The organism is Corynebacterium neomassiliense, from assembly GCF_900626215.1.
In the GTDB taxonomy this organism is placed as follows: domain Bacteria; phylum Actinomycetota; class Actinomycetes; order Mycobacteriales; family Mycobacteriaceae; genus Corynebacterium; species Corynebacterium neomassiliense.
On record NZ_LR131106.1, the window covers coordinates 1,437,681 to 1,459,495 of the forward strand.

The 21,815-nt window shown below is 68.1% G+C and carries 20 protein-coding genes; 1 reads left to right on the forward strand and 19 read right to left on the reverse strand.

From position 1 onward, the window contains the following. The 16 genes from E0E18_RS06365 to E0E18_RS06440 form a co-directional block, all read right to left on the reverse strand. Entirely contained in the window at positions 1-627 is a 627-nt protein-coding gene (locus E0E18_RS06365) for a histidine phosphatase family protein (protein ID WP_066584479.1), read from the reverse strand. A gap of 63 nt (positions 628-690) precedes the next feature. Next, positions 691-1,815 carry an iron-siderophore ABC transporter substrate-binding protein gene (locus E0E18_RS06370; protein ID WP_110481009.1) on the reverse strand — a complete coding sequence of 375 codons (1,125 nt, stop codon included), beginning with the start codon at positions 1,813-1,815 and terminating at the stop codon, positions 691-693. Positions 1,816-1,857: 42 nt separating this feature from the next. Beyond that, positions 1,858-3,174 (reverse strand): glutamate-1-semialdehyde 2,1-aminomutase, encoded by a 1,317-nt coding sequence (gene hemL, locus E0E18_RS06375; protein WP_419866043.1) that lies wholly within the window; start codon positions 3,172-3,174, stop codon positions 1,858-1,860. A 142-nt stretch (positions 3,175-3,316) separates the two neighbouring features. Then, on the reverse strand, positions 3,317-6,055 hold the full coding sequence (locus E0E18_RS06380; protein ID WP_237559656.1) for a heavy metal translocating P-type ATPase: 2,739 nt from the start codon (positions 6,053-6,055) through the stop codon (positions 3,317-3,319). After that, positions 6,052-6,510, reverse strand: coding sequence for a hypothetical protein (locus E0E18_RS06385; RefSeq protein ID WP_110481008.1), 459 nt, complete (start codon positions 6,508-6,510; stop codon positions 6,052-6,054). The genes E0E18_RS06380 and E0E18_RS06385 overlap by 4 nt, the downstream gene beginning before the upstream one ends. 2 nt (positions 6,511-6,512) lie before the next feature. After that, positions 6,513-7,193 (reverse strand): hypothetical protein, encoded by a 681-nt coding sequence (locus E0E18_RS06390; protein WP_237559657.1) that lies wholly within the window; start codon positions 7,191-7,193, stop codon positions 6,513-6,515. 183 nt (positions 7,194-7,376) lie between these two features. Then, on the reverse strand, positions 7,377-8,477 hold the full coding sequence (gene hemB / locus E0E18_RS06395) for a porphobilinogen synthase (RefSeq protein ID WP_110481007.1): 1,101 nt from the start codon (positions 8,475-8,477) through the stop codon (positions 7,377-7,379). A 40-nt stretch (positions 8,478-8,517) separates the two neighbouring features. Beyond that, entirely contained in the window at positions 8,518-10,410 is a 1,893-nt protein-coding gene (locus E0E18_RS06400) for a uroporphyrinogen-III synthase (RefSeq protein ID WP_130839801.1), read from the reverse strand. Positions 10,411-10,626: 216 nt separating this feature from the next. After that, entirely contained in the window at positions 10,627-11,688 is a 1,062-nt protein-coding gene (hemC, locus tag E0E18_RS06405; protein ID WP_130839803.1) for a hydroxymethylbilane synthase, read from the reverse strand. Then, entirely contained in the window at positions 11,685-13,097 is a 1,413-nt protein-coding gene (locus E0E18_RS06410) for a glutamyl-tRNA reductase (RefSeq protein WP_066584507.1), read from the reverse strand. Before E0E18_RS06410 ends, hemC begins: the two co-directional genes overlap by 4 nt. A 177-nt stretch (positions 13,098-13,274) precedes the next feature. Continuing rightward, a complete protein-coding gene (locus E0E18_RS06415) occupies positions 13,275-13,568 on the reverse strand; it encodes a glutaredoxin family protein (RefSeq protein ID WP_130839805.1) in 294 nt (97 codons plus the stop codon). Positions 13,569-13,732: 164 nt separating this feature from the next. After that, the gene (locus E0E18_RS06420) at positions 13,733-13,834 is read right to left on the reverse strand and encodes a 30S ribosomal protein bS22 (protein ID WP_003855542.1); all 102 of its coding nucleotides are present in this window, start codon (positions 13,832-13,834) and stop codon (positions 13,733-13,735) included. A 270-nt stretch (positions 13,835-14,104) separates the two neighbouring features. Next, positions 14,105-14,305 (reverse strand): helix-turn-helix domain-containing protein, encoded by a 201-nt coding sequence (locus E0E18_RS06425; RefSeq protein ID WP_066584510.1) that lies wholly within the window; start codon positions 14,303-14,305, stop codon positions 14,105-14,107. A 245-nt stretch (positions 14,306-14,550) separates the two neighbouring features. Further along, on the reverse strand, positions 14,551-15,396 hold the full coding sequence (gene proC / locus E0E18_RS06430) for a pyrroline-5-carboxylate reductase (RefSeq protein WP_130839807.1): 846 nt from the start codon (positions 15,394-15,396) through the stop codon (positions 14,551-14,553). Positions 15,397-15,467: 71 nt separating this feature from the next. Further along, complete coding sequence (locus E0E18_RS06435; protein WP_110481003.1) at positions 15,468-16,439, reverse strand: hypothetical protein; 972 nt, start codon at positions 16,437-16,439, stop codon at positions 15,468-15,470. 215 nt (positions 16,440-16,654) lie between these two features. Beyond that, entirely contained in the window at positions 16,655-17,608 is a 954-nt protein-coding gene (locus E0E18_RS06440; protein WP_066584515.1) for a Ppx/GppA family phosphatase, read from the reverse strand. A 75-nt stretch (positions 17,609-17,683) separates the two neighbouring features. Between E0E18_RS06440 and E0E18_RS06445 the strand changes: the two genes are divergently transcribed. Beyond that, on the forward strand, positions 17,684-18,673 hold the full coding sequence (locus tag E0E18_RS06445) for a DUF3109 family protein (RefSeq protein WP_110481001.1): 990 nt from the start codon (positions 17,684-17,686) through the stop codon (positions 18,671-18,673). A 67-nt stretch (positions 18,674-18,740) separates the two neighbouring features. Here E0E18_RS06445 and E0E18_RS06450 read toward each other — a convergent pair whose 3' ends face one another. The 3 genes from E0E18_RS06450 to E0E18_RS06460 form a co-directional block, all read right to left on the reverse strand. Then, entirely contained in the window at positions 18,741-19,457 is a 717-nt protein-coding gene (locus E0E18_RS06450; RefSeq protein WP_066584521.1) for a response regulator transcription factor, read from the reverse strand. Between the two features lie 119 nt (positions 19,458-19,576). Continuing rightward, on the reverse strand, positions 19,577-20,947 hold the full coding sequence (locus E0E18_RS06455) for a sensor histidine kinase (protein ID WP_130839809.1): 1,371 nt from the start codon (positions 20,945-20,947) through the stop codon (positions 19,577-19,579). Between the two features lie 15 nt (positions 20,948-20,962). Beyond that, the gene (locus E0E18_RS06460; protein WP_110480999.1) at positions 20,963-21,718 is read right to left on the reverse strand and encodes a phosphoglyceromutase; all 756 of its coding nucleotides are present in this window, start codon (positions 21,716-21,718) and stop codon (positions 20,963-20,965) included. Positions 21,719-21,815 lie beyond the last annotated feature (97 nt).

Sequence of the window (21,815 nt, forward strand, 5' to 3'; positions counted from 1 at the left end):
TCAGATCTCCTGCGCGGGTTCGGAGTAGACCATGTCGGTGAGTTCGTCCCCGTCGAAGACCAGGGAGGTCACCGAAGCGAGTTCGCATCGTCGTGACGCCGGGCTGTGCTGCAACGGCAGCCCCCGGACATCCCTCTGGACACAGACCACGGGAAGCTGGTGGGAGACGCAGACCGCCTCGTGCCCTTCGGCGGCGCGCCTGGCACGGTCGACAGCCGACCACATACGGTCGAGGATCCGGCTGTAGGGCTCACCCCAGCTCGGCACCGACGGATCCTTCAGCAGGGGCCAGAGGCGGGGATTCCACAGTGCCGAGCGCGGACCTTTGATGTGGAGCCCTTCCAGCCGGTTCCCCGCCTCGATGAGGTCCTCGTCGGTGACCAGTTCCAGGGGGGCGGTCGTCCTGCCGGCGTTGAGTGCCCCGATCACCGGCTCCACGGTCTCCTGGGCGCGTTGCAGAGGTGAGGCCGCGACATAGGTGATGTCGTGGTCGGCGAGGTCGGCGGCGACCGCCGCCGCCATCTGCCGGCCCCTCACGCTGAGGTGCCAGCCGGGGAGGCGGCCGTAGAGGATCCGGTCCGGATTGTGGACCTCGCCGTGGCGGACGAGGTGGACGATCGTGCTCATGGGTTTTCAGCGTACCTGTCATGGTGCTGACGGCATAAGCGCACGGTCATGCCGTGCCCGGGATCACGCGGCGGCGGACAGGGCGTCCCGGATCATGGGGACGTAGCGGTCGATCGACCACGGCACGGTCAGCGGGTTGATGATCGAGGACGCCGTGACAAAAGAGTTGTCCGTCGGGGCTACCACGGCGCCCTTCCGGATCGCCGGCACGGCACCGTAGGTGGGCACATCCTCCATCTCTGCCCGGTTCGCAGGATCCGAGTAGAAGGTGAAGATCACGTCCACGTCATCGAGGATGTCAGCGTTCTCCAGGGAGAATGTGGCGGAATCGGTGCCCTCTTTCTCCCGGGACTTCATCTGCTCGACCACCGGGGCGACCCGCAGGCCGAGGTTCTCCACCATCGCGGCCCGCTGCTCCGAGGGGAGGAAGACCCCGAGCTCCCCGGCGGGGCCCTGGTTGTAGATGAAGGCGAAGTCGTGTTGGGCGAACTCCGGGTGAGCTGAACGGACCTCGGCGAACCGGCCCTCGATCCCGTCGATGAGCCCGGCTGCCTTCTCCTTCTCCCCCAGGGCTGTGGCAACCGTCGTGATCTGGTCCTTCCAGTCGATCGTCCAGGGCTTCTCCGGGTACGCCACCGTGGGGGCGAGGGCGCTGAGGGCGGCGTACTGTTCTTCGGTGATTCCGGACCAGGGGGCGAGGATGACGTCCGGGTCCAGGGCGGCGACCTCCTCCGGTGAAACTCCGGAGTCACCGGCGTCGATCAGTCGGGGCCATTCGTCCTCGGGTACCTGCTTTTTCTCCAGCTCCTCCCTGATCCACGGGAGCTGGCCGGAGTCGTCGGCGCCCCACTCGTATTCCTCGGTGCCCACCGGGATGACTCCGAGAGCGACCGCTGTCTCTGCCGAACCCTGCCCGAGGGTGACGACGCGTTCAGGTTTCTCGGTGATCTCCGCTGTTCCGAGGGCGTGGGTGACGGTGACAGGTTCGAAGTCGGCTCCTGCGGCGGAGGTGGCGTCCCCGTCCCCGTCAGTTCCGCAGGCCACCAGTCCTGCGGCGAGGACGGTCGCGGTGAGTACTCCGGTTGCGCGTCGCAGGTGCGACCACAGGCTGGCACCAGTCCCGGCGGTCGCGGGGGCGTGGTCCGCGGCAGGGCGGGCTGGTCTCCTGTTGAAGATCGGTTCAGTCATGTTGCCCTACCCTACACAGGACGGCCACCGTCCCGGACGCGTCTACGGTCTGCGGGCTGCGGCGGCAGCCTTCGCAGCAGGGCCCAGTGCAGTCTCAATCCGGGCGAAGTCGTCGTCGGTGAGTGCGGTGGAGACGAACCAGGTCTCGAAGACGCTCGGCGGAGCGTACACCCCGGCGTCCAGCAGCGCGTGGAAGAACGGTGCGTAACGGAAGGTGTCCGCGGCCTGCATGTCGTCGAAGTTCCTCCCCTGACCTTCGGCGAAACGGACAGACAGCATCGACTCCGCCCGCTGGATGTGGTGGACCACCCCTTCCGCCGACAGTGCCGCGGAAATCAACGACGACAGCCTGTCCGCGTTCGCGTTCAGGGTCCGGTAGACACCCTCGTCGGCGAGCTGCAGTGACGCCAGCCCCGAAGCCATCGCCACCGGGTTCCCTGACAGGGTACCCGCCTGGTACACCGGCCCGACCGGAGCGAGCATGTCCATGATCTCCGCCCGTCCACCGAAAGCAGCGGCGGGCATCCCGCCGGAGACGACCTTGCCGAAGGTCGTGAGGTCGCCTGCCACCCCGTCAACCCCGAACCATCCCTGACGCGAGGTACGGAAACCGGTCATGACCTCGTCGACGATCAGAAGTGCCCCGTCAGAGTGCGCGATATCCCTCAGAGCTGCGTTGAATCCCGGGTCCGGACGGACCGACCCCATGTTCCCGGCGGACGCCTCGGTGATCACCGCGGCGAACTCGCCGGGATGCTCCGCGAAGGCGGCACGCACGGCGTCGAGGTCGTTGTAGGGCACGGCGACGGTCTCGGCGGCGGCCGCGGCGGTGATACCCGGCGAATCCGGCAGCCCCAGGGTCGCCACCCCGGAACCGGCCGAAACGAGAAGCGAATCGACATGTCCGTGGTAGCACCCGATGAACTTCAGGATCCGGTCACGACCGGTGTAGCCGCGGGCCAGACGGACGGCGGACATGGTCGCCTCGGTACCGGAGTTGACCATCCTGATCTTCTCCACGCTGGTCCTGCCGATGATCTCCTCGGCGAGGGCGATCTCCCCGAGGGTGGGCGCCCCGTAGGAGACACCCTTCGACACGGCCTCCTGCACCGCGTCAACCACGACCGGGTGGGCATGACCGTGGATCATCGGCCCCCAGGAACACACCAGGTCGACGTAGTCGTTGCCGTCGATGTCGGTGAGCCGGGACCCCGACGCCGAGGCAATGAACGGGGCGGTGCCCCCGACCGAGCCGAAAGCACGGACCGGGGAGTTGACACCCCCGGGGATGACCCGACGCGCCTCCTGCATCGCTTCGGTGCTGGCCGCCAGATTCTTCTCGGTGTGTTCACTCATCACGTCGACCAGCATAACGCCGGCCGGTCGGGTTCCGCCCCCGCAGGGCACCCCGCGGTATTCCGGGGACGCCCGGGGCTGCAGCTCCTGGTTCCGCTGGGTCTGTCCGCTGTGTCTGTCCTCTGGGTCTGTCCGCTGCAGCAGGCTACTCCGTCTGCCAGGGCAGGAGATTCTCACCTGCCCACGACCGGAACCTGACCCACCGGGGACGCCAGTCCGCGTTGACAGTCGTCCGTGTGGTGTAGTCACGGTGGGTGATACGGGCGGAACGCCACTCGATCAACAGCGAAGACAGCAGCATCGGCACCGTGGCGACGAGGGGGTTGAGCAGCCCGGTGACGCTGAGCAGCAGGGCTGCGATGTTGTAGCCCCAGGACAGCCAGAGGTTCCAGTCGACGGTCGCCCGGACATGCCGGACAAGGTTGATGACCTCCGGGATCGCGGAAATGTCCTCCCTGATGATGACGACGTCACTCTCCGCGTTGTCGATGCGGTCCGCCGACCCCATGAGCATGCCCACGTCGGCGACCCGGAGACAGTCGAGGACGTCCTGGTCACCCACCATCGCCACCTTCGCCCCCTGGGCATGGACGCTGCGGACGGTCGCCGCCTTCCTCCCCGGGGCGATACCGGCGAGCACAGTGGAGATACCGATCATGTCCGCCATGCGCCGGGCCACCGGGTAGGTGTCACGCGCGATCATGGTGGTCTCGATGTCCATCTCCTCGAGAGTCTCCACCGCGGCTGCGGCGTCCCCCTTGACCTGGTCGGACACGTTGATCACGCCCCGTGCCCGGTCCTTCCAGCTGACCACCAGCGGAGTTCCGCCGCTCACCGCGGCGTTGGCGAGAGCAGGGTCGGAGAGTTCCGACAGGTCCCGGGGACGCCACAGTGCGACCGGAAGGTGACGTGTGGCGGTCTCGCCGGTCTTCGGGTCCTTGACCGGAATCTCGACAGTGGAGGTGAACGACCCGAACTCGTCGACGACGACCGGTCCGGTCTCCAGCCAGTGTGGTACCGAGTCTCCCCCGGTGCCCGCGTCGCGTGCCTCCCTGTCAGCCCGGACGATCGCCCGCGACACCGCGTGGTTCGATTCCAGCGACAGTGCCCCGGCAACACGGAGCACCAGCTCAGGGTTCTCCCCCTTCGCCGCGGTGATACCGGTCACGGTCATAGGCCCGTGTGTGAGAGTTCCGTTGCGGTTGAAGATGACCGTGTCGACGTCCGCGAGCTGGTGGATGGTGTTCGCGTTGCGCAGCAGGGTTCCCCCCGCCGCCGCACGCGCCAGGCCGAGGCGCAGGGCCAGCGTCGTGGACACCGCGAGAGCCAGCGGGGCCACAGAGATCAGCACCGCAAGTGCTGCGGCGACGGCCGAGGCCGGGGAGTCGGTGACGAGGAGCCAGACGGCGGCGGCGCCCACGGCGACGACAACCGCCCAGGGGACGAGCAGTGACGCCGACCTGGTGGCGAGCTGGTCGAGGCGGTTCTCGTCACGCTCGGCCGCGGCGATCCACCTGTTGACTGCGGCGAGGCGGGTCCGCGACCCGGTACGTTCCACCCGGATCTTCAGGGTGTCACCGCAGTTACGTGCACCGGCGTACACGGGTGAGTTCACCGTGACCTCGATCCGGCGGTCGCGCCCTCCGAACGGCCCGGCGTCCACCATCGCCCGGCCTCCGACCACCTCTCCGTCTGAGGGGACTATTCCACCCGGGGGGACGAGAATGTCGTCGCCCACCCGGATCTCGCCGACGGTGATGGCCGACTTGACCGGCTTGCCACGGCGGTCGTTGCGGACCACGGTGACGGTGTCCGAACCGGGCAGTCTGAGAGTCCCCAGGGCCAGTGAGGACCTGAGACGTGTCCGCCGGGAGGCCAGTCGTCCGAGCAGGAGCAGGATCGTCACACCGCAGGCGACGTCGAGGAAGACGGACCCGTTACCCGAGTCGTGGTAACCCGCCGTCCAGCCGGGACTGTTCCGCCATCCCGCGTCCCCTACGTCGCTGACCAGCATCGTCACCAGCGAGTAGATGAAGGACACCAGGATCGCCACCGATGACGCCGTGTCCAGGGCGGACATGCCCCGGCGCAGGCCGGCGAGCATGGCGCGGTGGAAGGGCCAGGCGCACCAGGTGACCACGGGAAGCGACAGTGCCAGGCAGAGCCACTGCCAGCGGTCGAACTGCCAGCCCGGCATATGCTGCAGCACCACGACCGGCAGCCCCAGCACAACAGCCACAATGAGCCGGGGGATGGTGATGAGGTCCCGGGCCGTGTACAGGACCTCCGTCGCCGCAGAAGACTGAGAGCCTCCGGTACCGGCACCGTACCCGCGTCTGCGCAGGCGCTTCTCACGCCGGATGTCGGCGTAGGTGGTGGCGTGGCGCTCCCTCTCCTGAAAACTCCGGGGGCGCTGACGGGAACGCCGGGCGCGCCGCATCCGGCGCCGACGTTCACTGATGTTCAGCCGCTCCGCACGACGGCGCAGGGACGCCGTGGTCAGCCAGGCGTCCACCCCCATACCCGCCATGAGGTCACGCAGCACGTCGGGGGAAAGATCGTCGGGGGCGGTGACCCAGGCCATCGACGTGGAGTACACCACCCGGGCCTGTACCCCGGGCACGGCACAGAGCGCCGCCTCCACCTGTCCTGCCTCCACCGCGGACTCCAGTCCGGACAGATGCCAGGTGAACGACGTCAGGGGGCCGGCGGATTCCTGGGCGTCGTCCGCCCGGTCCTCTGCACCGGAGCCGCTGTGACGGTCGAGCAGGCCAGCCGCCCGGGCCGCGTCACGAGCCTCCTCGATCGCCCGGGAGGCCGCGGAGACCTGACCGGTACCCCGGTGTCCGCCGTGGACCTCCCGGTGCTCGTTGCCGCCGGTCACCACGTCCCCCTCCCCGGGCGGAAGTGGAAACGCACGGCCGGTCGGTACACCGCGAGCACAGCTCCGGCGAGAATGAACGCCAGCAACGGCTGCACCGGTCCACCTATGCCCAACGCCCAGATTCCGAGCGCGGTGAGTGCCGCGACGCCGGCGGCCACCGCGGTGACCGTCCGTCGTCGCGGATCCCCCAGGAGCAGTCCCGGGCTCGCGACACTGAGAACCACCGCTGCCAGGATCTCGATGCCTCCCGTCCACCGCAGGGCGGTCACCACGGCGTCGATGACCCGCCGCTGTTCCGGACCCGGGTCCGTGGGAGGCTCGGCGGTCCACATCAGTATCCCGCTGAGCAGCAGACCGACGGCGCCGAGGACGACGAGGACGAATCCGGTGCGGACCAGACGCGGAGCCTTCCGCCACGGCCCTGCCGCCTGCGAGGCGGGCTGTGTGGTGGACACTGTCAGCGCCCCTTCCTTCCGGAACCGCCGGAGGTGCCGTCACCGTCGTCGCGACGGTCCCGCCGACTGTTCTTCCGCTCTTCCTGGCGCTGTTTCCTCAGGTCAGCCGACCTTCGGTCGAGTGCAGCGGTGAACTCGGCCAGCTCTTTCTCCCCCGGCAGACCGAACCAGTCACGGTTCTCGGGCCGGGACATCAGCCACCAGCCGACGGGCGCGAGAACTCCCGAGACAATGGTCCCCGCCCCGATCAGCACGATGAGTACCACCGACCCTGTCTCCGGTGCTCCGGCGAAAGTCTGCATGAGTGCGGTCATCGCCAGGTAGACCGAACCCAGGCTGAGGAAGAGCCGGGACCGGTAGCCGCCGCGCCCGGCACGCGAGATCAGCCACACGCAGACCACGACGGACAGCAGGGTCAGCAGGAACTGGGCGACCGCGTAGCCGGTCACCAGTTCGCCGACGGTGACTCCCGCGGGAAGTTCCATGTCCCGGGTCTGCAGGGTGACCTGGCGGTTCAGTGCACGCCGGTCGGTGAGGTTCAGTACCAGCTGCAGGATTCCGGTGAGAAGCTGCAGCCCTGAGACGGCGTACCAGATCTTCACGCCGTCACGCACCTGCTCCGGGGCGTCCTTCACTGACGGGGCAAGGCCGTCGGGACGTCCGATCTTCGGCGGTTCGGGCATCCCGCCAGGACCGGGCCGGCCCGCCGGGTAACCGGGGAACCCGGGGGGACCGGCCGGCGGCGGGGGGTCGGTTCGTCGCGGGGAACTGTGGGGTGCGTTCATGTCGGTCTCCAGCCTAGCCGTAGCACGGACGTCCCGCGTCGCCACCGGTGTCTGCACGGCGGACGGTCCCCGGGGACGGTCCTACCCCTTGAGCAGTCGGGCGGCCTCTGTGGCCCAGTAGGTCAGGATGATGTCCGCACCGGCCCGACGGATCCCCGTGAGTGAATCGAGGATCGCCGGTTCACGGGCGATCCACCCGTTGTCGGCCGCCGCGGTGATCATCGCGTACTCGCCGGAGACCTGGTACGCCGCGACAGGGACCGTCGAGTGGTCGGCAACCTGACGCAGTACATCGAGGTACGGCATGGCAGGCTTCACCATCACCATGTCCGCGCCCTCACTGATGTCGAGGTCGACCTCCATGAGCGCTTCACGGGCATTGCGCGGATCCTGCTGGTAGGTCTTCCTGTCGCCCTGCAGCGTCGACTGGACGGCCTCGCGGAAGGGACCGTAGAAAGCTCCGGCGTACTTCGCGGAGTAGGCGAGGATGCTGACGTCGCTGAATCCTTCGGCGTCGAGGGCGGCGCGGATCACCCGGATCTGACCGTCCATCATCCCGGACGGGCTGACGACGTGCGCGCCGGCGCGGGCCTGGCTCACCGCCATGGCCGCGTAGAGCGGAAGCGTGGCGTCATTGTCCACCACCGTGTTGCCGTGGCTGTCGGTGGCCAGGACACCGCAGTGACCGTGGTCGGTGAACTCGTCGAGACAGGTGTCCGCGATGACGAGGAGGTCGTCGCCGAACTCCCGGCGCAGAGCCGCCACACCCCTGTTGAGGATCCCGTCGGACGCCCAGGCCTGCGACCCCGTGGCGTCCTTGTGCCCGGGGGCGGGGACGCCGAAGACGTCCAGAGCCCCGACGCCCGCGGCCACCGCCTCCTCCGCCGCCCTGAGAAGGGACGCCTCGGTGTGCTGGTACACGCCGGGCATGGAACTTATCTCCCGGGGGGAGTCGATACCCTCGGCGATGAACACCGGGAGGACGAACTGGGCCGGGTCGAGGTGCGTCTCAGCGACGAAATCGCGCATCACCCGGCTGGAACGCAGGCGGCGGGGGCGGCGCACCGGTGCAGGTACGCCGTAGGTGTCGGTCGGGGTAGTGCCGGGCAGTGCCCCGAAAACTTCTCCGGGAACGTCTCCGGAGCCGGAACCGGCAACGGACGTGGTCGAGAACTCAGTCATGGTGCCGATGGTACGCCCGGGGCCCGGGTCGGGACTCGGGTCACTGACCGTTGTGCGGCGTGCGCCGGCGACGACGCCGCTTACGCGGGGGCGGCAGCTGATCGGCCGCGCGCAGGGCCGCGACGTGCTCGGCCAGGGCATCGACCAGTTCCGGTACTCCGGCGACCTCAGGCATCACGTCGACCCGCAGTCCGTGCTCCTCGGCGGTCCTCGCGGCCACCGGTCCGATGCAGGCGATGATCGTCCTGGTGTGCGGCTTGCCGGCGATACCGACGAGGTTCTTCACCGTCGACGAGGAGGTGAAGCACACCGCGTCGAAACCACCGGACTTGATCATGTCGCGGATCTCCTGACTTGGCGGGGCGGCACGCACCGTGCGGTATGCCACCACGTCCTCGACGGACCAGCCGAGGTCGATGAGACCGTCGACGAGGGTGTCCGTGGCGATGTCCGCGCGGGGAAGCAGGACCCGGTCCACGGGGTCGAGGTCGGCATCGTAGGGAGGGAAGACGTCGACGAGCCCGGCGGCGTTGCGGGCGTTGGCCCTGGGCAGCAGTTCGGGGGTGATCCCGAGGTCGCGGACCGCCTGGGCGGTCTTCTCACCGACCGCGGCGACAGACACCCCTGCCAGGGCCCTGGCGTCCAGGCCGAACTCGCGGAGCTTCTCCCACACGGCCTTCACCGCGTTGACGGAGGTGAAGACGATCCACTGGTAACGTCCGTCGATCAGTCCCTTGACCGCCCGCTCCATCTGGGCCGGACTGCGGGGCGGTTCCATGGAGATCGTCGGGACCTCGATGGGGATCGCACCGTGGGAGGCCAGCCGGGTGCTCATCGGCCCGGCCTGCGCCTTCGCGCGAGGCACCAGGACATTCCACCCGTACAGGGCCCGGTTCTCCCACCACGAGTACTTCGATCTGCCGGATGCAGCGGTCCCGAGGGTGACGACGAGTTCCTCAGGCATCTCCCCCTCCTTGGCCAGCGGTCCGGAGGCGGCGACGACGGACTTGAGGGTGTCGAGGGTGACGTCCCAGGATTTCTGGCGCCGGGTGGTGGCATGCACCGTGACGGTCGCCGGGGTGGTTCCGGGTACCCCGTGCCCTTTCAGCTCCCGGGCAACGGGGGCCAGGTCGGTGGGGACAACAGTGACGATCAGCGGTTTCGGTGCGGCGGCGACGGCTGCCCAGTCCACTCCCGTGAGACCGCCGCGGAGATCTACGGCGGTGTAGCCGTCACCGGTGGGGATGCCGTTGTACGCGGGCAGGGCGGAGGCTCCGGTCATTCCCGGGATGACCTCGAACTCGGCGCCCAGCGCGGCCACCTCCCTCAGTTCGCGGAGGACGGCCGGGTTGTCGACGGGGTTACCTGCGACGAGCCGCACCACATTCTCCCCGTTGCGCACCCTGGCGACCATGTCCGCCGCCAGGGCGTGCGCACCGACATCCGGGACGGTGAGGTCCGGACCGTTGCAGCCGCTGCGTGAGGCGGGGACGTCCGGAAGCGTGGCGGTCGTCGGTTCTCCGGCGGCGGAGGACACGGCGGCCTGCTCCGGTGCGGGTCCGGTGGCCGACCCTGTGCCGGTGCCGGCGCCGGTATCAGGCCCGGTCACCACGCCGGATCCGGGGGCGGTGAGCACGATCTCCGCGGCGGTGAGTGCCGTGGGGCGGGGAGGACGCCGACGGCTGCCGGACTCCTTCGCCGCCTCGGCTTCTGCACGCCACTGTTTCTCCGCCCGTTCACGCTTCTCGGCGGACACGGGTTCGGCGGCGGCGATGAGGGTGCGGACGGACTCGGGTACAGCTGGATCGACCCACGCATGCACCGTGTGCTCGAGGATTTCGCGGGCCCGCACGGTCAGGAGTTCAGGGTTGCCCGGACCGGCGCCGACGAAGAGCACTCGTCCGTTTCCGTGGGCATTACCGGCAGAGGTCATCGGGGTCTTTCTCGTTGGAGCTCCCGGACCGGACGGCTGTTCCGGCCGGTGGGAAAGGGAAGATGGGGGTTGCGGGGAGGNCAGGAGAGCGAAGTGGATGCGGGCAACAGGCAAGGGGCGGTGGAGGAGGTAAGTGGTGTTTTTTTGACAAGCAGAAGACGGCATACGAGATGGGAGTCCGTCTCGTGGGCTCGGAGATGTGTATAGGAGACAGGGTCACAACGGCCCGGCTGTGGCGATCACTGAGGCTGCCCCCGCCTCAAGTAGTCGGGTGCCGAGTGTCCTGCCCAGTTCTGCCGCGGCATGCTGCGGGTCAGGGTGAACCACGCCCTCCCCGGCGTCTGTGCCGTCGTCCTCACCGCCACCGTGAGCATCTCCGGGGCCTGCGCCGGTGGCGTCCACCGGGCCGGAGATCGTACGGACCAGGCTGGTGGACCCGTCCAGGGCGAACACTCCGGCCTGCAGGGTCAGGACGCCGTCCTCCAGGGTGGAGAAGGCACCCACCGGGGCGGTGCACCCCGCCTCGAGGGTGGCCAGCACCGCTCTCTCGGCGACGGCCCTGGCGTGGGACACCGGGCCGTCGAGGTGGCGGACCGCCTCAACTGCGGCGGCGTCGTCTGCCCGTACCTCCACGCACAGTGCGCCCTGTGCGGGCGCCGGCATGATGTCGGTGACGGAGACGGTCTCGGCCGCGCGGTCCAGACGCCCGACCCGCTCCAGTCCGGCGCGGGCGAGAACGACGGCAGCGAGATCCTCCGGACCGTCGCCGACCCGGCTCATCCGGGTGTCGATGTTTCCGCGCAGTCCCACGCATTCCACGTCCGGGCGCAGTGCACGGATCTGTGACACCCTCCGGGGTGCCCCGGTGCCTACCCTGGCTCCCCGGGGCAGTTCCCGCAGCGTCAGGTCACCGTTGCTGACGAGAACCTCCCGCGGGTCGACCCGGGGCGGGACGACGGCGATGAAGCGGGGGTCAGGAGCGGTGGGCAGGTCCTTGAACGAGTGGACTGCGACGTCGCACTCTCCCGCCGCCAGCGCGTTGCGCAGGGTTTCGGTGAACACACCGACGCCGATGCGGGCGACAGGTGTCTGTGCTTTCTGGGAGGCGTCTCCCGGGGTGTGAACGAAGTGGAGTTCGGCGGGTGTTCCCCGGTCGATCAGGGCGTCCCGCACTGTTCCCGCCTGCGTGGAGGCGAGGGTCGACGCCCGGGTACCGACGAGGAAGGTGCGCCCGGCGGAACGGCCGGGACGGGGCCCGGTCAGGTTGCCGGCGGTCATGAGGCCTCTCCGGTGATCATGTTACCGATGCGGGCGAGGCCTGCGTCACCGGGTTCCACCGACCGTGAGACCGGTGCCGAGGAACCGGCGGGGAGATTGAACAGCACGGCGAGTGCTTCAGCGTAGTTCACACTCCCGCCGGCGCTGCTGAGCTTCTTGACCTGCACGGTCGGGGTGTGGAGGATCTTGTCCACCACGCGGCGGACGGTCCGGGTGACCTCGGCGCGTTCCTGGTCGGTCATTCCGGGGGTCCGGCGCATCAGCTGGCCGAGTTCGTCGTCGATGACGTCGGACGCCCGCTGACGCAGTGCCTTGACCGTGGGGACGACAGACTGTACCCGGACCTGTTCGAGGTATTCGTCCAGTTCCTCGCGGACGACCTGACGTGCGGCGTCCTCGTCCCGGGTACCTTCCCCGGCGAGGGTGGTCAATTCCTCGATGTTCAGCAGACGGATGTTCACGTCTGCCCTGTCCGCACCGGATCCTTCCTCGCTGACCACGGAATCGTCGATGTCGCGGGGCATCGACAGGTCGACGAGCACCATGTCGTGCGGTCGCACGGTCTGCGCGGCCCGGACATCCTCCCCCGTGATGACGGTGCCGACGGCACCGGTGGCCGAGACCACGAGATCCACGTCCTGCAGAACGCCGGGGATCCCGGACAGCGGTACAGCGGAGGCGGACACGCCGGCCTGCCGGGCGTGGTCGGCCAGATTTTCGGCGCGGCTGAGCGTCCGGTTCGCCACCGTGACGTGTGACACGCCGGCCCTGCCGAGCCAGGTGGACGCCAGGGACGCCATCGCCCCTGCCCCCACGACCAGGGCACGGCGTCCCGTCATGTCGGGGACGCCGAGTTCCTCCACCGCGTGGCCGAGGGCGAAACTCACCATCGATGACCCGGCGACATCCACCTCGGTCTCGGTGTGCACCCTCTTGCCGGTACGCAGGGCCCGCTGGGTGAGCTCGTGCAGGGCACTGCCCACGGTGCCGTTGTCGTCCGCAGTGTGGTACGCGTTCCGCAGCTGGCCGATGACCTGCTGCTCCCCCACGACCATCGAGTCCAGACCGGAGGCCACGGTGAGCATGTGCTCGGCAGCCTTGTCGGCGTACCTCACGTAGAGGTAGGGCTCCAGGTCGGTGGCGGGGATACCGGCATGGTCGGCGACGGTCTCGACCACATGGTCCAGTGCGGGGTGGAAGGCGGTGGTGGCCACGTAGAACTCCATGCGGTTGCAGGTGGAGAGTACGAGTGCCTCGGTGACACAGTCACCGTCGAGCAGGTCATGCTCCAGCGCGGCCAGGTCCGTGGCGGCGGCGGACGCCTTCTCCAGCACCGGCACGGGTGCAGATCGGAAGGAGAGCCCGACAAGGAGGACCGCTGCGGGCCCGGTCATACCCAGTCCGGCCATGGGCGTTCCGCCTCCTGTGTTCGCGATGCGCGGCTCGAGTGCGTCACCGTCGTCGGCGGGGCCGACGACGGGGACAGGTTGTCAACGGGTATATACGGTATCTGTTGGAAGCCCCCACGTCCAAAGCGCAGGGGTGGGCGATATGACCTGCCGGCCGCACACCCGCCGGTACCCCGGTCAGCTGCCGGTGACTGTACCGGGCACGGTTCCGGATGCACTCCGGGCACGGGTCACCGCCTCCACCAGTTCTTCATCGTCGATCTCCCAGCAGGCGACCTCCTCGTCGTCGACGAGGACGACCGGGACCCGGTCCCCGAACTCGACGGCCAGTGCCGCCTCGGAGTCCACGTCCACGACCTCGAGCAGGACACCGAGCTGTCCGCAGAGCGGAGTGATCTGCCCACGCACTCTGGCGCAGGATCCGCAGGTGCTCCGCACGAGGAGGGTGACGGTGACATCGGCTTCATTCACACTGCCGAGACTAGTCCGTTCCCGTCGACGACGGTGTTTCCGGTGTCAACGGTGTCCGACTGCACGCACAGATCCTGCTGACATACAGAGGCGTGGCCCCGGTGCACACCGGGGCCACGCCTCTGTACTGGTCGGAGAAGGCACCGCCGCAGCGGCGCTCTCCCCTACTTGCCGAGTTTCCGGCGCTGAACGCGGGTACGGCGAAGCATCTTGCGGTGCTTCTTCTTCGACATGCGCTTGCGGCGCTTCTTGATGACAGAACCCATAGGTCCTCCTCGTCAATGCTTCGGTAACGGACAACTTGTGGTCGGTACCCGGCCACCTGTTCACGGACGTTCCCACAGGGGGGACAGCCACAGCCGGCCGGTAGCGGCAAGGACCAATCCGAGACCGAACCGACACGAATGGCTTCCAGTCTATCGTCCCCACGTGCCGCGAAACAAAAGACCCCTTCTTCCACGGGCGTCACAGCCGTTGTGGGGAAGGGGTCCGGTGGCGCGGGAGCGCACGAGGATCAGCAGGGTACCGTCGAGAATTCAGCCGACCTGGTCCGCATTGTAGATCGACGAGCCGAGGTAGTCCTCGACCGCCTGTTCATGCACGCGGAAAGACCGACCCACCCGCACCGCCGGCAGTTCACCGGCGTGAACGAGCCGGTAGACGGTCATCTTCGACACCCGCATCAGGTCTGCGACCTCCGCGACCGTCAGGAATGTGCCGTTGCCGTTACTAGCCATACTGTTCCATCCTCACGACGGCTCCGTGCGCTGCAGGCTTCCCCTCCTGCAGAGCGAAACACACGGAGCGTTGGGACCATACTAGCGTTATCACTGTGACTGGTGCGATACGACGGGATGAATGACACCCGTGGGACACCCGTTCCGGGCATATGCCGGTGACACCCCGATGTCGCGGGGGTGACATCCTCCACCCCTGCCCCCCTGCCGGTGCGCGCTCCGCCGTCAGACACGGCACCGCCTGCTCAGTCCTCCTCGACGGCCGGCCTGCCCAGCTCCGCGGAGCGACGTGCACAGGCCTCCGTCGCCCGGTAGAAGGCGGCACGCAGTCCGTTCTCCTCCAGCGCCCGGACCGCTGCGGCGGTGGTGCCGCCGGGACTGGTGACGTTGCCCCTCAGCTCCGCCGCCGAGCTTCCGCCCTCTACGAGCATCGCGGCGGCACCTTCGACGGTGGCGTTCGCGAGCCGGGTGGCGACATCCCTCGTCAGACCGAGATGGACGCCCGCCTCCACCAACGCCTCGGACACCAGGAAAATGTACGCGGGCCCGGAACCCGAGACCGCAGTCACGGCGTCCATGTCCTTCTCTGCCACGATCACCGCGGTTCCCACCGCCCCGAGCAGGTCCCTGACAGCCTCCACCTGCTCCCGGCGGGCGAACCTTCCGCCGGCGACAGCGCTCATACCTTTGCCGACGAGCATCGGGGGGTTCGCCATGACACGGACGACCGGCACCCCGGCCGCCAGGGCGTTCTCCATGGACGCCAGTGTCACTCCTGCCGCCACAGACACCACCACGGTCTCCGAGTCATTGGAGTCCAGGGTCGCGGAGATTTCCTCGAGGACCGTGGACACCGCATAGGGTTTCACCGCGATGACCACGATGTCCGCTTCCGTGACAGCCTCGGTGGCGTCGTCGGTGGTCGCCACCCCGTAGGTGTCGTGGAGATGGTTGAGGCGGGACTCGTGGTGGTCGACGACCGTCACGTCCTGCGGGCTGATGTCCGCCGCGGCTCCGGTCCTGTCCGCGACAAGGCCCGATGCCAGGGCCTCGCCGATGTTCCCGCCGCCGATGATTGCGATTCTGGTCATACCCCCCAGAGTGCCAGGCCCGGCCGTCGTGCAGCCACCCGGGGCGGCTTCTGCATCCGTTCCGGACAGTGTCAGAGCGCGAGAATGAGCCGCGGTCCCACTGTCAGCGCCAGGCCGACGACGAAGGTCAGCACCAGCAGCAGGGTGTCACGGTGCCGGAGGAGGGCATGCACCACTCCGACACAGACGAAGGTGACCACCAGTGCCATCGCGAGCACCAGCGCGGTACCGAGACGGTCCCACAGCACGGTGAACCCGAAGAAGATCAGGACGCCGACGACGACGGCGAACAGTGCCTGACCGATCATCGCCGGCCAGGAGATCGTGTCGTCCTCGTATTCGACTACCTCGTCCTCGGCCACCGTCACGGGAACGGCCGTGGAATCCGCCGCAGGCTGACCTGCCGACGGATCGGTGTCCTCCTCCGGCCCGGCGGTCTCTGCCACTTCAGCCACCTCAGCGGCCGCGGTGGTGACCGGAGCGTCCGGAATGTCCCCGGTGACCGCCGTGTCCGACTGCGCCGCCGTGGCCGCCGCATCCCCGGCATCTTCCCCGGCATCGGCGTCCTGCGGGGTACCGTCAGCCGGAGCGTCCTCAGAAACCGGCTCCTGAGACTCCTCCGGGGACTCTTCCTGAGACTCTTCCGGGGCCTCGGCCGGGACCTGTGCGGCAGGTGCGGGGCTTTCCAGCAGGGAGTCGGGGACGACAGCCTGGACCACGGTGGGCTGCTGGTCGTACTCGCCGACGCGCTGCACCGGGGCAGAGCCGTCGGACCCCTCGGGAGCGGCGGTCCCTGAACGCGGCACCGGCAGCACCGGGTCCGCCTCGTGTCCCCCGTGGATACGGGTCGCGTCGCCGGAGCTCCCGGATCCCTGCGCCTCGTCACCGTCGACCCTGACGACGGGGATGGACCCGGTCAACTCCGATACGGAGATGCCCCCCTCATCGAGGTTGCGACGTCGACGGGGCCGGTCGGAGGCGTTCTTCCCACCGGCCTTTGCATTGCGGGCCAGAAGCTCCGCGACCGTCAACTTCTCACTCATCCTTGATTCCCATCAGTCTCAGGTCACCTGCGCACCGGTGTGCGTACCCGGTCCAGGCTCGTGTTACAGGTTCATCACTCTACAGACGTCGTCAGTCAACTCACATCACACCGGCCACTGCAGCAGGCACAGCCCCGGTTGCCACAGAGGTCCACACAGGTCCACACAGGTCACTGTACTTCACGACCGATACCTCCGCGGCCGCGGAGACACGGTCACCCGTCGACCATGAAACCGGAGACACCGTCTCCGGCGTCCGCCCGCCGCAGGATCACTCCTTCCCGGAGTGCCCAGGGACACATCTGAAGCTGTTCGATTCCCAGGTGCCGCATCGCAGCCTCGGCGACGAGAGCGCCGGCGACGATCTGGTGCGACCTGTCGGCGCTGACCCCTTCAAGTTCGGCACGGTCCGCCGCGGTCATCCGTGAGATGAACGCCGTCAGCTGGCGTAGGCCGGGTCTGGTCAGAACGCGGCGCACACGGGGACCTGCTGAACTGGGCGCCGCACCTGTCAGTCTCGCCAGCATGCGGAAAGTCTTCGAGGTTCCGACCGCGAGATCCACCGGTCCGGCGTCCCTCAACTTCTTCGCTGGGGCGTCCAGCGTGTCGTCGATGTACTCCGCGAGTTCCCGGATCTCCCGTCGGCTCGGCGGGTCTGTCTCGAACCAGTCATGGGTGAGCCTGCCGGCACCGAGGTTCACGGACTCGGCCACATCCGGCATTTCATTGACTCCCACGGACATCTCGAGGGACCCGCCACCGATGTCGAGGTCGCAGATGCGGCCGGCCGACCAGCCGTACCACCGACGGACGGCGAGGAAAGTCAGTCTGGCCTCGGACGGTCCGGAGAGGATGTTGAGGCGTACCCCGGTCTCGTTCTCCACGGTGTCCAGGACCTTCTCGGAGTTGCTCGCCGACCGCAGCGCGGACGTCGCGAACGGAAGCAGCTCATCGCAGTGGAACTGTTCGGCCATCTCCCGGGCCAGACCGACTCCCTTGATGAGCTTCTTCGACCCTTTTCCGGTGATGGCACCGTCCTTGTCGAGGTACTCGACCAGGCGCATCGGGGTCTTCCAGTTGCTCATCGGTGTCGGAGGGCCGCCGGGGGCCATGTCCACCACCACGAGGTGGACCGTGTTACTTCCCACATCTAGGACGCCTAATCGCACAGCTTCCAGGATAGCGGGACCGGTGGACCACCGCTGTCATCCGGGTGACACCGACCCCGGCCTAGAGTGGTATCCGTGACTGATCCGGCCCGTCTGCTCGCCACCGGCTACCCTGAGGGCACTCCCGCCGACCTTTCCGTCCGAGACGGACACGAAATGCCGGCGGACCATCCCCGGGAATGGCTCGAGTTCATCGACCCCGCCGACCCGGAACACATCATCCAGGTCGACCTGACGTGGTTGACCTCCACCTACCGTTGCAGGTTCGGCACCGGCACCTGCCGCGGGATCGACACGGCGAACCCGGATGTCGGCTGCTGCGTGCACGGCGCATTCCTCACCGACGAGGACGACCACGGTGCGCTCACGGAGATCGCCCGCCAGCTCACGGACGAGGACTGGCAGCTGCGACGGGAGGTCCTCGCACTCGCCGACAGAGACGCCGACAGAGGCGCCGACACAGACCCTGGAGACACTGAAAGGGACGGCGACTCCACGGGCGATCCCGGCCCAGAGCCCTGGCTGGTGTGGGATGAACTCGACGACGAGGAGACCGGGGAGCCCGAACCCGCCCTCAAGACCCGGGTCATCCGCGGCGCCTGTGTCTTCGCCAACCGGGCCGGATTCCCCGGGGGTGCCGGCTGTGCGCTCCACGGGTGGGCGCTACGCCACGGGGTGCCGCTCACCGTGGCCAAGCCTGAGGTGTGCTGGCAGCTGCCGCTTCGCCGACTGGAGGAGCGGGAGACCAGGCCGGACGGGGTGGAGATGGTCAGGACGACAGTGACCGAGTACACCCGGAGGGGCTGGGGCCCCGGCGGTGAGGACTTCGACTGGTACTGCACCTCCGACCCCGCATGCCACAGCGGGTCGACCGGCCTGTGGGAGTCCTGCGCCGAGGAGCTGCGGGAACTCATCGGCCCGGAGGCCTATGAGGTTGTGGCGGAACACTGCCGGGTCCGGCAGTCGCTGATCAGCTCCACGGCAGTGGGGGCCGGGCTGTCACCGTCGGGACTGCCGCTGCTGACCATCCATCCGGCGACGGTCGCCGCGCACGCCGGACGGTGAGAATGTGCCGGCGGCGCCACTGTCCGGCGCGTCCTGTACGGAACCATCTCGCCGGCGACGCCGCAGGTCAGGCGAACTTGTAACCCAGGCCCCGGACGGTGAGGAGCTGCACCGGATGGGAGGGGTCCTCCTCGATCTTGCCCCGCAGCCTCTTGACGTGGACGTCGAGGGTCTTCGTGTCCCCGACGTAGTCCGATCCCCACACCCTGTCTATGAGCTGGGCCCGGGTCAGCACCCGACCTGCGTTGCTCAGCAGGTATTCGAGCAGGTCGAACTCTTTCAGCGGCAGTGAGATCTCCTCACCCGCCACTGTCACGGTGTGCCGGTCGACGTCCATGGTGACCCGTCCCGCCCGCAGGACGGTCGAACCGCTGTCGTCGGAGGCACCTTCCCCTCCCCGCCGCAGGACCGCGCGGATTCTGGCGATGAGTTCTCTGGCGGAGTACGGCTTGGTGACGTAGTCGTCGGCTCCGAGTTCCAGTCCCACGACCTTGTCTATTTCACTGTCCCGCGCGGTGACCATGATCACGGGCACCGGGGAGACTGTGCGCAGTTGCCTGCACACCTCTGTGCCGGACATGCCGGGGAGCATCAGGTCAAGCAGGACGATGTCCACCGGCCCGGACGGGTGCCCCGGTCCCGCAGCCGCAGTGTAGACCTCCAGAGCTGTCGGTCCGTCAGCGGCGGTCGTCACCACGAAGCCTTCCCGCTCGAGAAGAAATGCCAGAGGTTCGGACAGTGACTCTTCGTCTTCGACGATGAGTACGTGCGGCGTGCTGTTCACGGTCGTCGAGTCTAGGCGTCGCTCAGGGGGCGTCGCGGCAGGTCGCTGGGGGTTCACCCTGTCTTCTCCGTAACTTCCCGGTAAATTCTCTGTGACTTTGCCCGAACGTCTCCACGAGTTCATCTGCCCGTCACCTCCGGGTCGTCGGGCCGGTCGTCGGGTCGGTCGGCAGGCCGGTCTCCGGTGTTGCTCACGGCGTCTCCGGAAGGTTCCGGGCCCGGGGTGGAGTCCACCGTCCCGTCATCGACGAGATCGGCGGAGGTCAGTTTCTCCGGGGTCGGGACCTCGTCGGGTTCATCTGCCGCCTCACCGTGGTACACGGGGAACTCCAGTGCGAACGTGGAACCGGTACCGGGACGCGACCACAGGGACACATTGCCGCCGTGGTTGATCACCGTGTGCTTGACCAACGACAGTCCAAGCCCCGTACCCCCGGTACTCCGCGACCGTGCCTGGTCCACCCGGTAGAACCGTTCGAAGACCCGCTCCTGGTCACGCGGTGCGATCCCGATGCCGTGGTCGGTGACCCTGATCACCACGGATTCACCTTTGACTGCCCTGGTCACCGAGACCGGGGTCTCCTCCGGGGAGTAGTTCACCGCATTGGTGATGAGGTTCGACACCGCCGACACAAGCAGTGACTCGTCACCGAGCAACCGCGCCCCCGAGGGGGCGTCGGTCTTCAGCTCGATGCCGTGCATCTCCGCGATGGCCCGCGACCGTGCCACCGCGGCATCGATGACGTCATCCACCTCCACGGGACGGGGATCCGGCAGGGACTCCGCACCCTGGAGCTTCGACAGGGTTATCAGTTCGCTGATCATCGTGGACATCCGGACGGTCTCCTTCTGCAGCTTCTCCGCGAAATAGGAGACGGACGCCGGATCATCCTCTGCCTCGACCAGTGCCTCCACAAGCAGTGAAATCGCCCCGACCGGGGTCTTCAGCTCGTGGGAGACATTGGCGACGAAGTCCCGCCGGGCGGACTCCATCCTCACGTTCTCGGAGTTGTCCCAGGCATAGACCACCACAAAGCGGTCGTCCGCGGAGGTGAGCTGGCGAACCCTGCACAGGACCGAGAACAGTGGACGGTCCCGGGGACCCGTCGACTCGGGACGGTAGACGAGTTCCCGGGGTTCACTGTCGTCGAATACCCGCTCCGCCAGGCGCCACACCTGCGGTGACAGTGCACGGTCCTCCACCACACCGAGTTCCCCGGCAGCACGGTTCGCCAGGACAAGGTCCTGCCGGGTGTCGACCACGGCGACACCGGTGGGGGCGGTGTCGAGGGCGAAGTGCATGACCTGGGCCACCGTGGACAACTGGTTGTGTGCGATCCCCTCGGCGATGCGCCGGGCGTTGTCCTGTCTGGCGTGTTCGCGTGCCCGGTGGCGGGCACGCCGACGGACGAGGGCCACGGCCAGTGCCGCCAGGGCGGTCACGACGATGCCGATCAGGGCACCGACGACCAGTGCCGATGTCGTCCCCACGTCCCCCCTCCCCGACTACTTTCCGCCCTGGGCGGCGACAGCGGCGGCACCTGCGGCCGCGGCGTCAGGATCCAGGTACTCCCCACCCGGGTTGGTCACCGTCCCGTCCGGGTCGAACCGGTACACCAGCGGGATGCCGGTGGGGATGTTCAGCCCGGCAATGTCCTCGTCGGAAATCTTGTCGAGGTGTTTCACCAGGGCGCGCAGGGAGTTTCCGTGTGCGGCCACGAGGACCGTCTCCCCGGCCTCCAGGCGGGGGAGGATCTCCACCGTGAAGTAGGGAACGAACCGCTTCACCACGTCGAGCAGGCACTCGGTACGCGGCGGGTTCTCCAGACCGGCGTAGCGGGGGTCACCTGCCTGGGAGTACTCCGACTTGTCGTCGAGTTCCGGCGGCGGAGTGTCATAGCTGCGCCGCCACGCCATGAACTGGTCCTCCCCGTACTTCTCCTTGGTCTCCGCCTTGTTGAGTCCCTGGAGTGCACCGTAGTGACGCTCGTTGAGCCTCCAGTCGCGGACCACCGGGATCCACAACCGGTCGGCGGTGTCGAGTGCGATGTGCGCGGTAGTGATGGCGCGACGCAGCAGAGAGGTGTACAGGACCTGCGGTTCCAGACCTGCATCTGCGATGAGACGTCCGGCGTTGCGGGCCTCCTCCCGGCCCTGGTCCGTCAGATCGACGTCGACCCATCCTGTGAACTGGTTGGAGGCGTTCCACTGACTCTGGCCGTGGCGCAGCAGAATCAGGGTGCCGTTGCTCGAATCACTCATGGGCCCTATTGTGCCACGCCAGACCGCGGGTGCAGAGGCGGGTGCCCACGCGTCCGGGCGGTCGAGTCCGTGGTCTCCCCGACACCAGGGACACAAC

Coding starts and splice junctions, on each gene's coding strand:
- E0E18_RS06365 (WP_066584479.1), bottom strand. CDS start 627: ATGAGCACGATCGTCCACCTCGTCCGCCACGGCGAGGTCCACAATCCG.
- E0E18_RS06370 (WP_110481009.1), bottom strand. CDS start 1,815: ATGACTGAACCGATCTTCAACAGGAGACCAGCCCGCCCTGCCGCGGAC.
- E0E18_RS06390 (WP_237559657.1), bottom strand. CDS start 7,193: ATGCCCGAACCGCCGAAGATCGGACGTCCCGACGGCCTTGCCCCGTCA.
- hemB (WP_110481007.1), bottom strand. CDS start 8,477: ATGACTGAGTTCTCGACCACGTCCGTTGCCGGTTCCGGCTCCGGAGAC.
- E0E18_RS06400 (WP_130839801.1), bottom strand. CDS start 10,410: ATGACCTCTGCCGGTAATGCCCACGGAAACGGACGAGTGCTCTTCGTC.
- hemC (WP_130839803.1), bottom strand. CDS start 11,688: ATGACCGCCGGCAACCTGACCGGGCCCCGTCCCGGCCGTTCCGCCGGG.
- E0E18_RS06410 (WP_066584507.1), bottom strand. CDS start 13,097: ATGGCCGGACTGGGTATGACCGGGCCCGCAGCGGTCCTCCTTGTCGGG.
- E0E18_RS06420 (WP_003855542.1), bottom strand. CDS start 13,834: ATGGGTTCTGTCATCAAGAAGCGCCGCAAGCGCATGTCGAAGAAGAAG.
- E0E18_RS06425 (WP_066584510.1), bottom strand. CDS start 14,305: ATGGCTAGTAACGGCAACGGCACATTCCTGACGGTCGCGGAGGTCGCA.
- proC (WP_130839807.1), bottom strand. CDS start 15,396: ATGACCAGAATCGCAATCATCGGCGGCGGGAACATCGGCGAGGCCCTG.
- E0E18_RS06435 (WP_110481003.1), bottom strand. CDS start 16,439: ATGAGTGAGAAGTTGACGGTCGCGGAGCTTCTGGCCCGCAATGCAAAG.
- E0E18_RS06460 (WP_110480999.1), bottom strand. CDS start 21,718: ATGAGTGATTCGAGCAACGGCACCCTGATTCTGCTGCGCCACGGCCAG.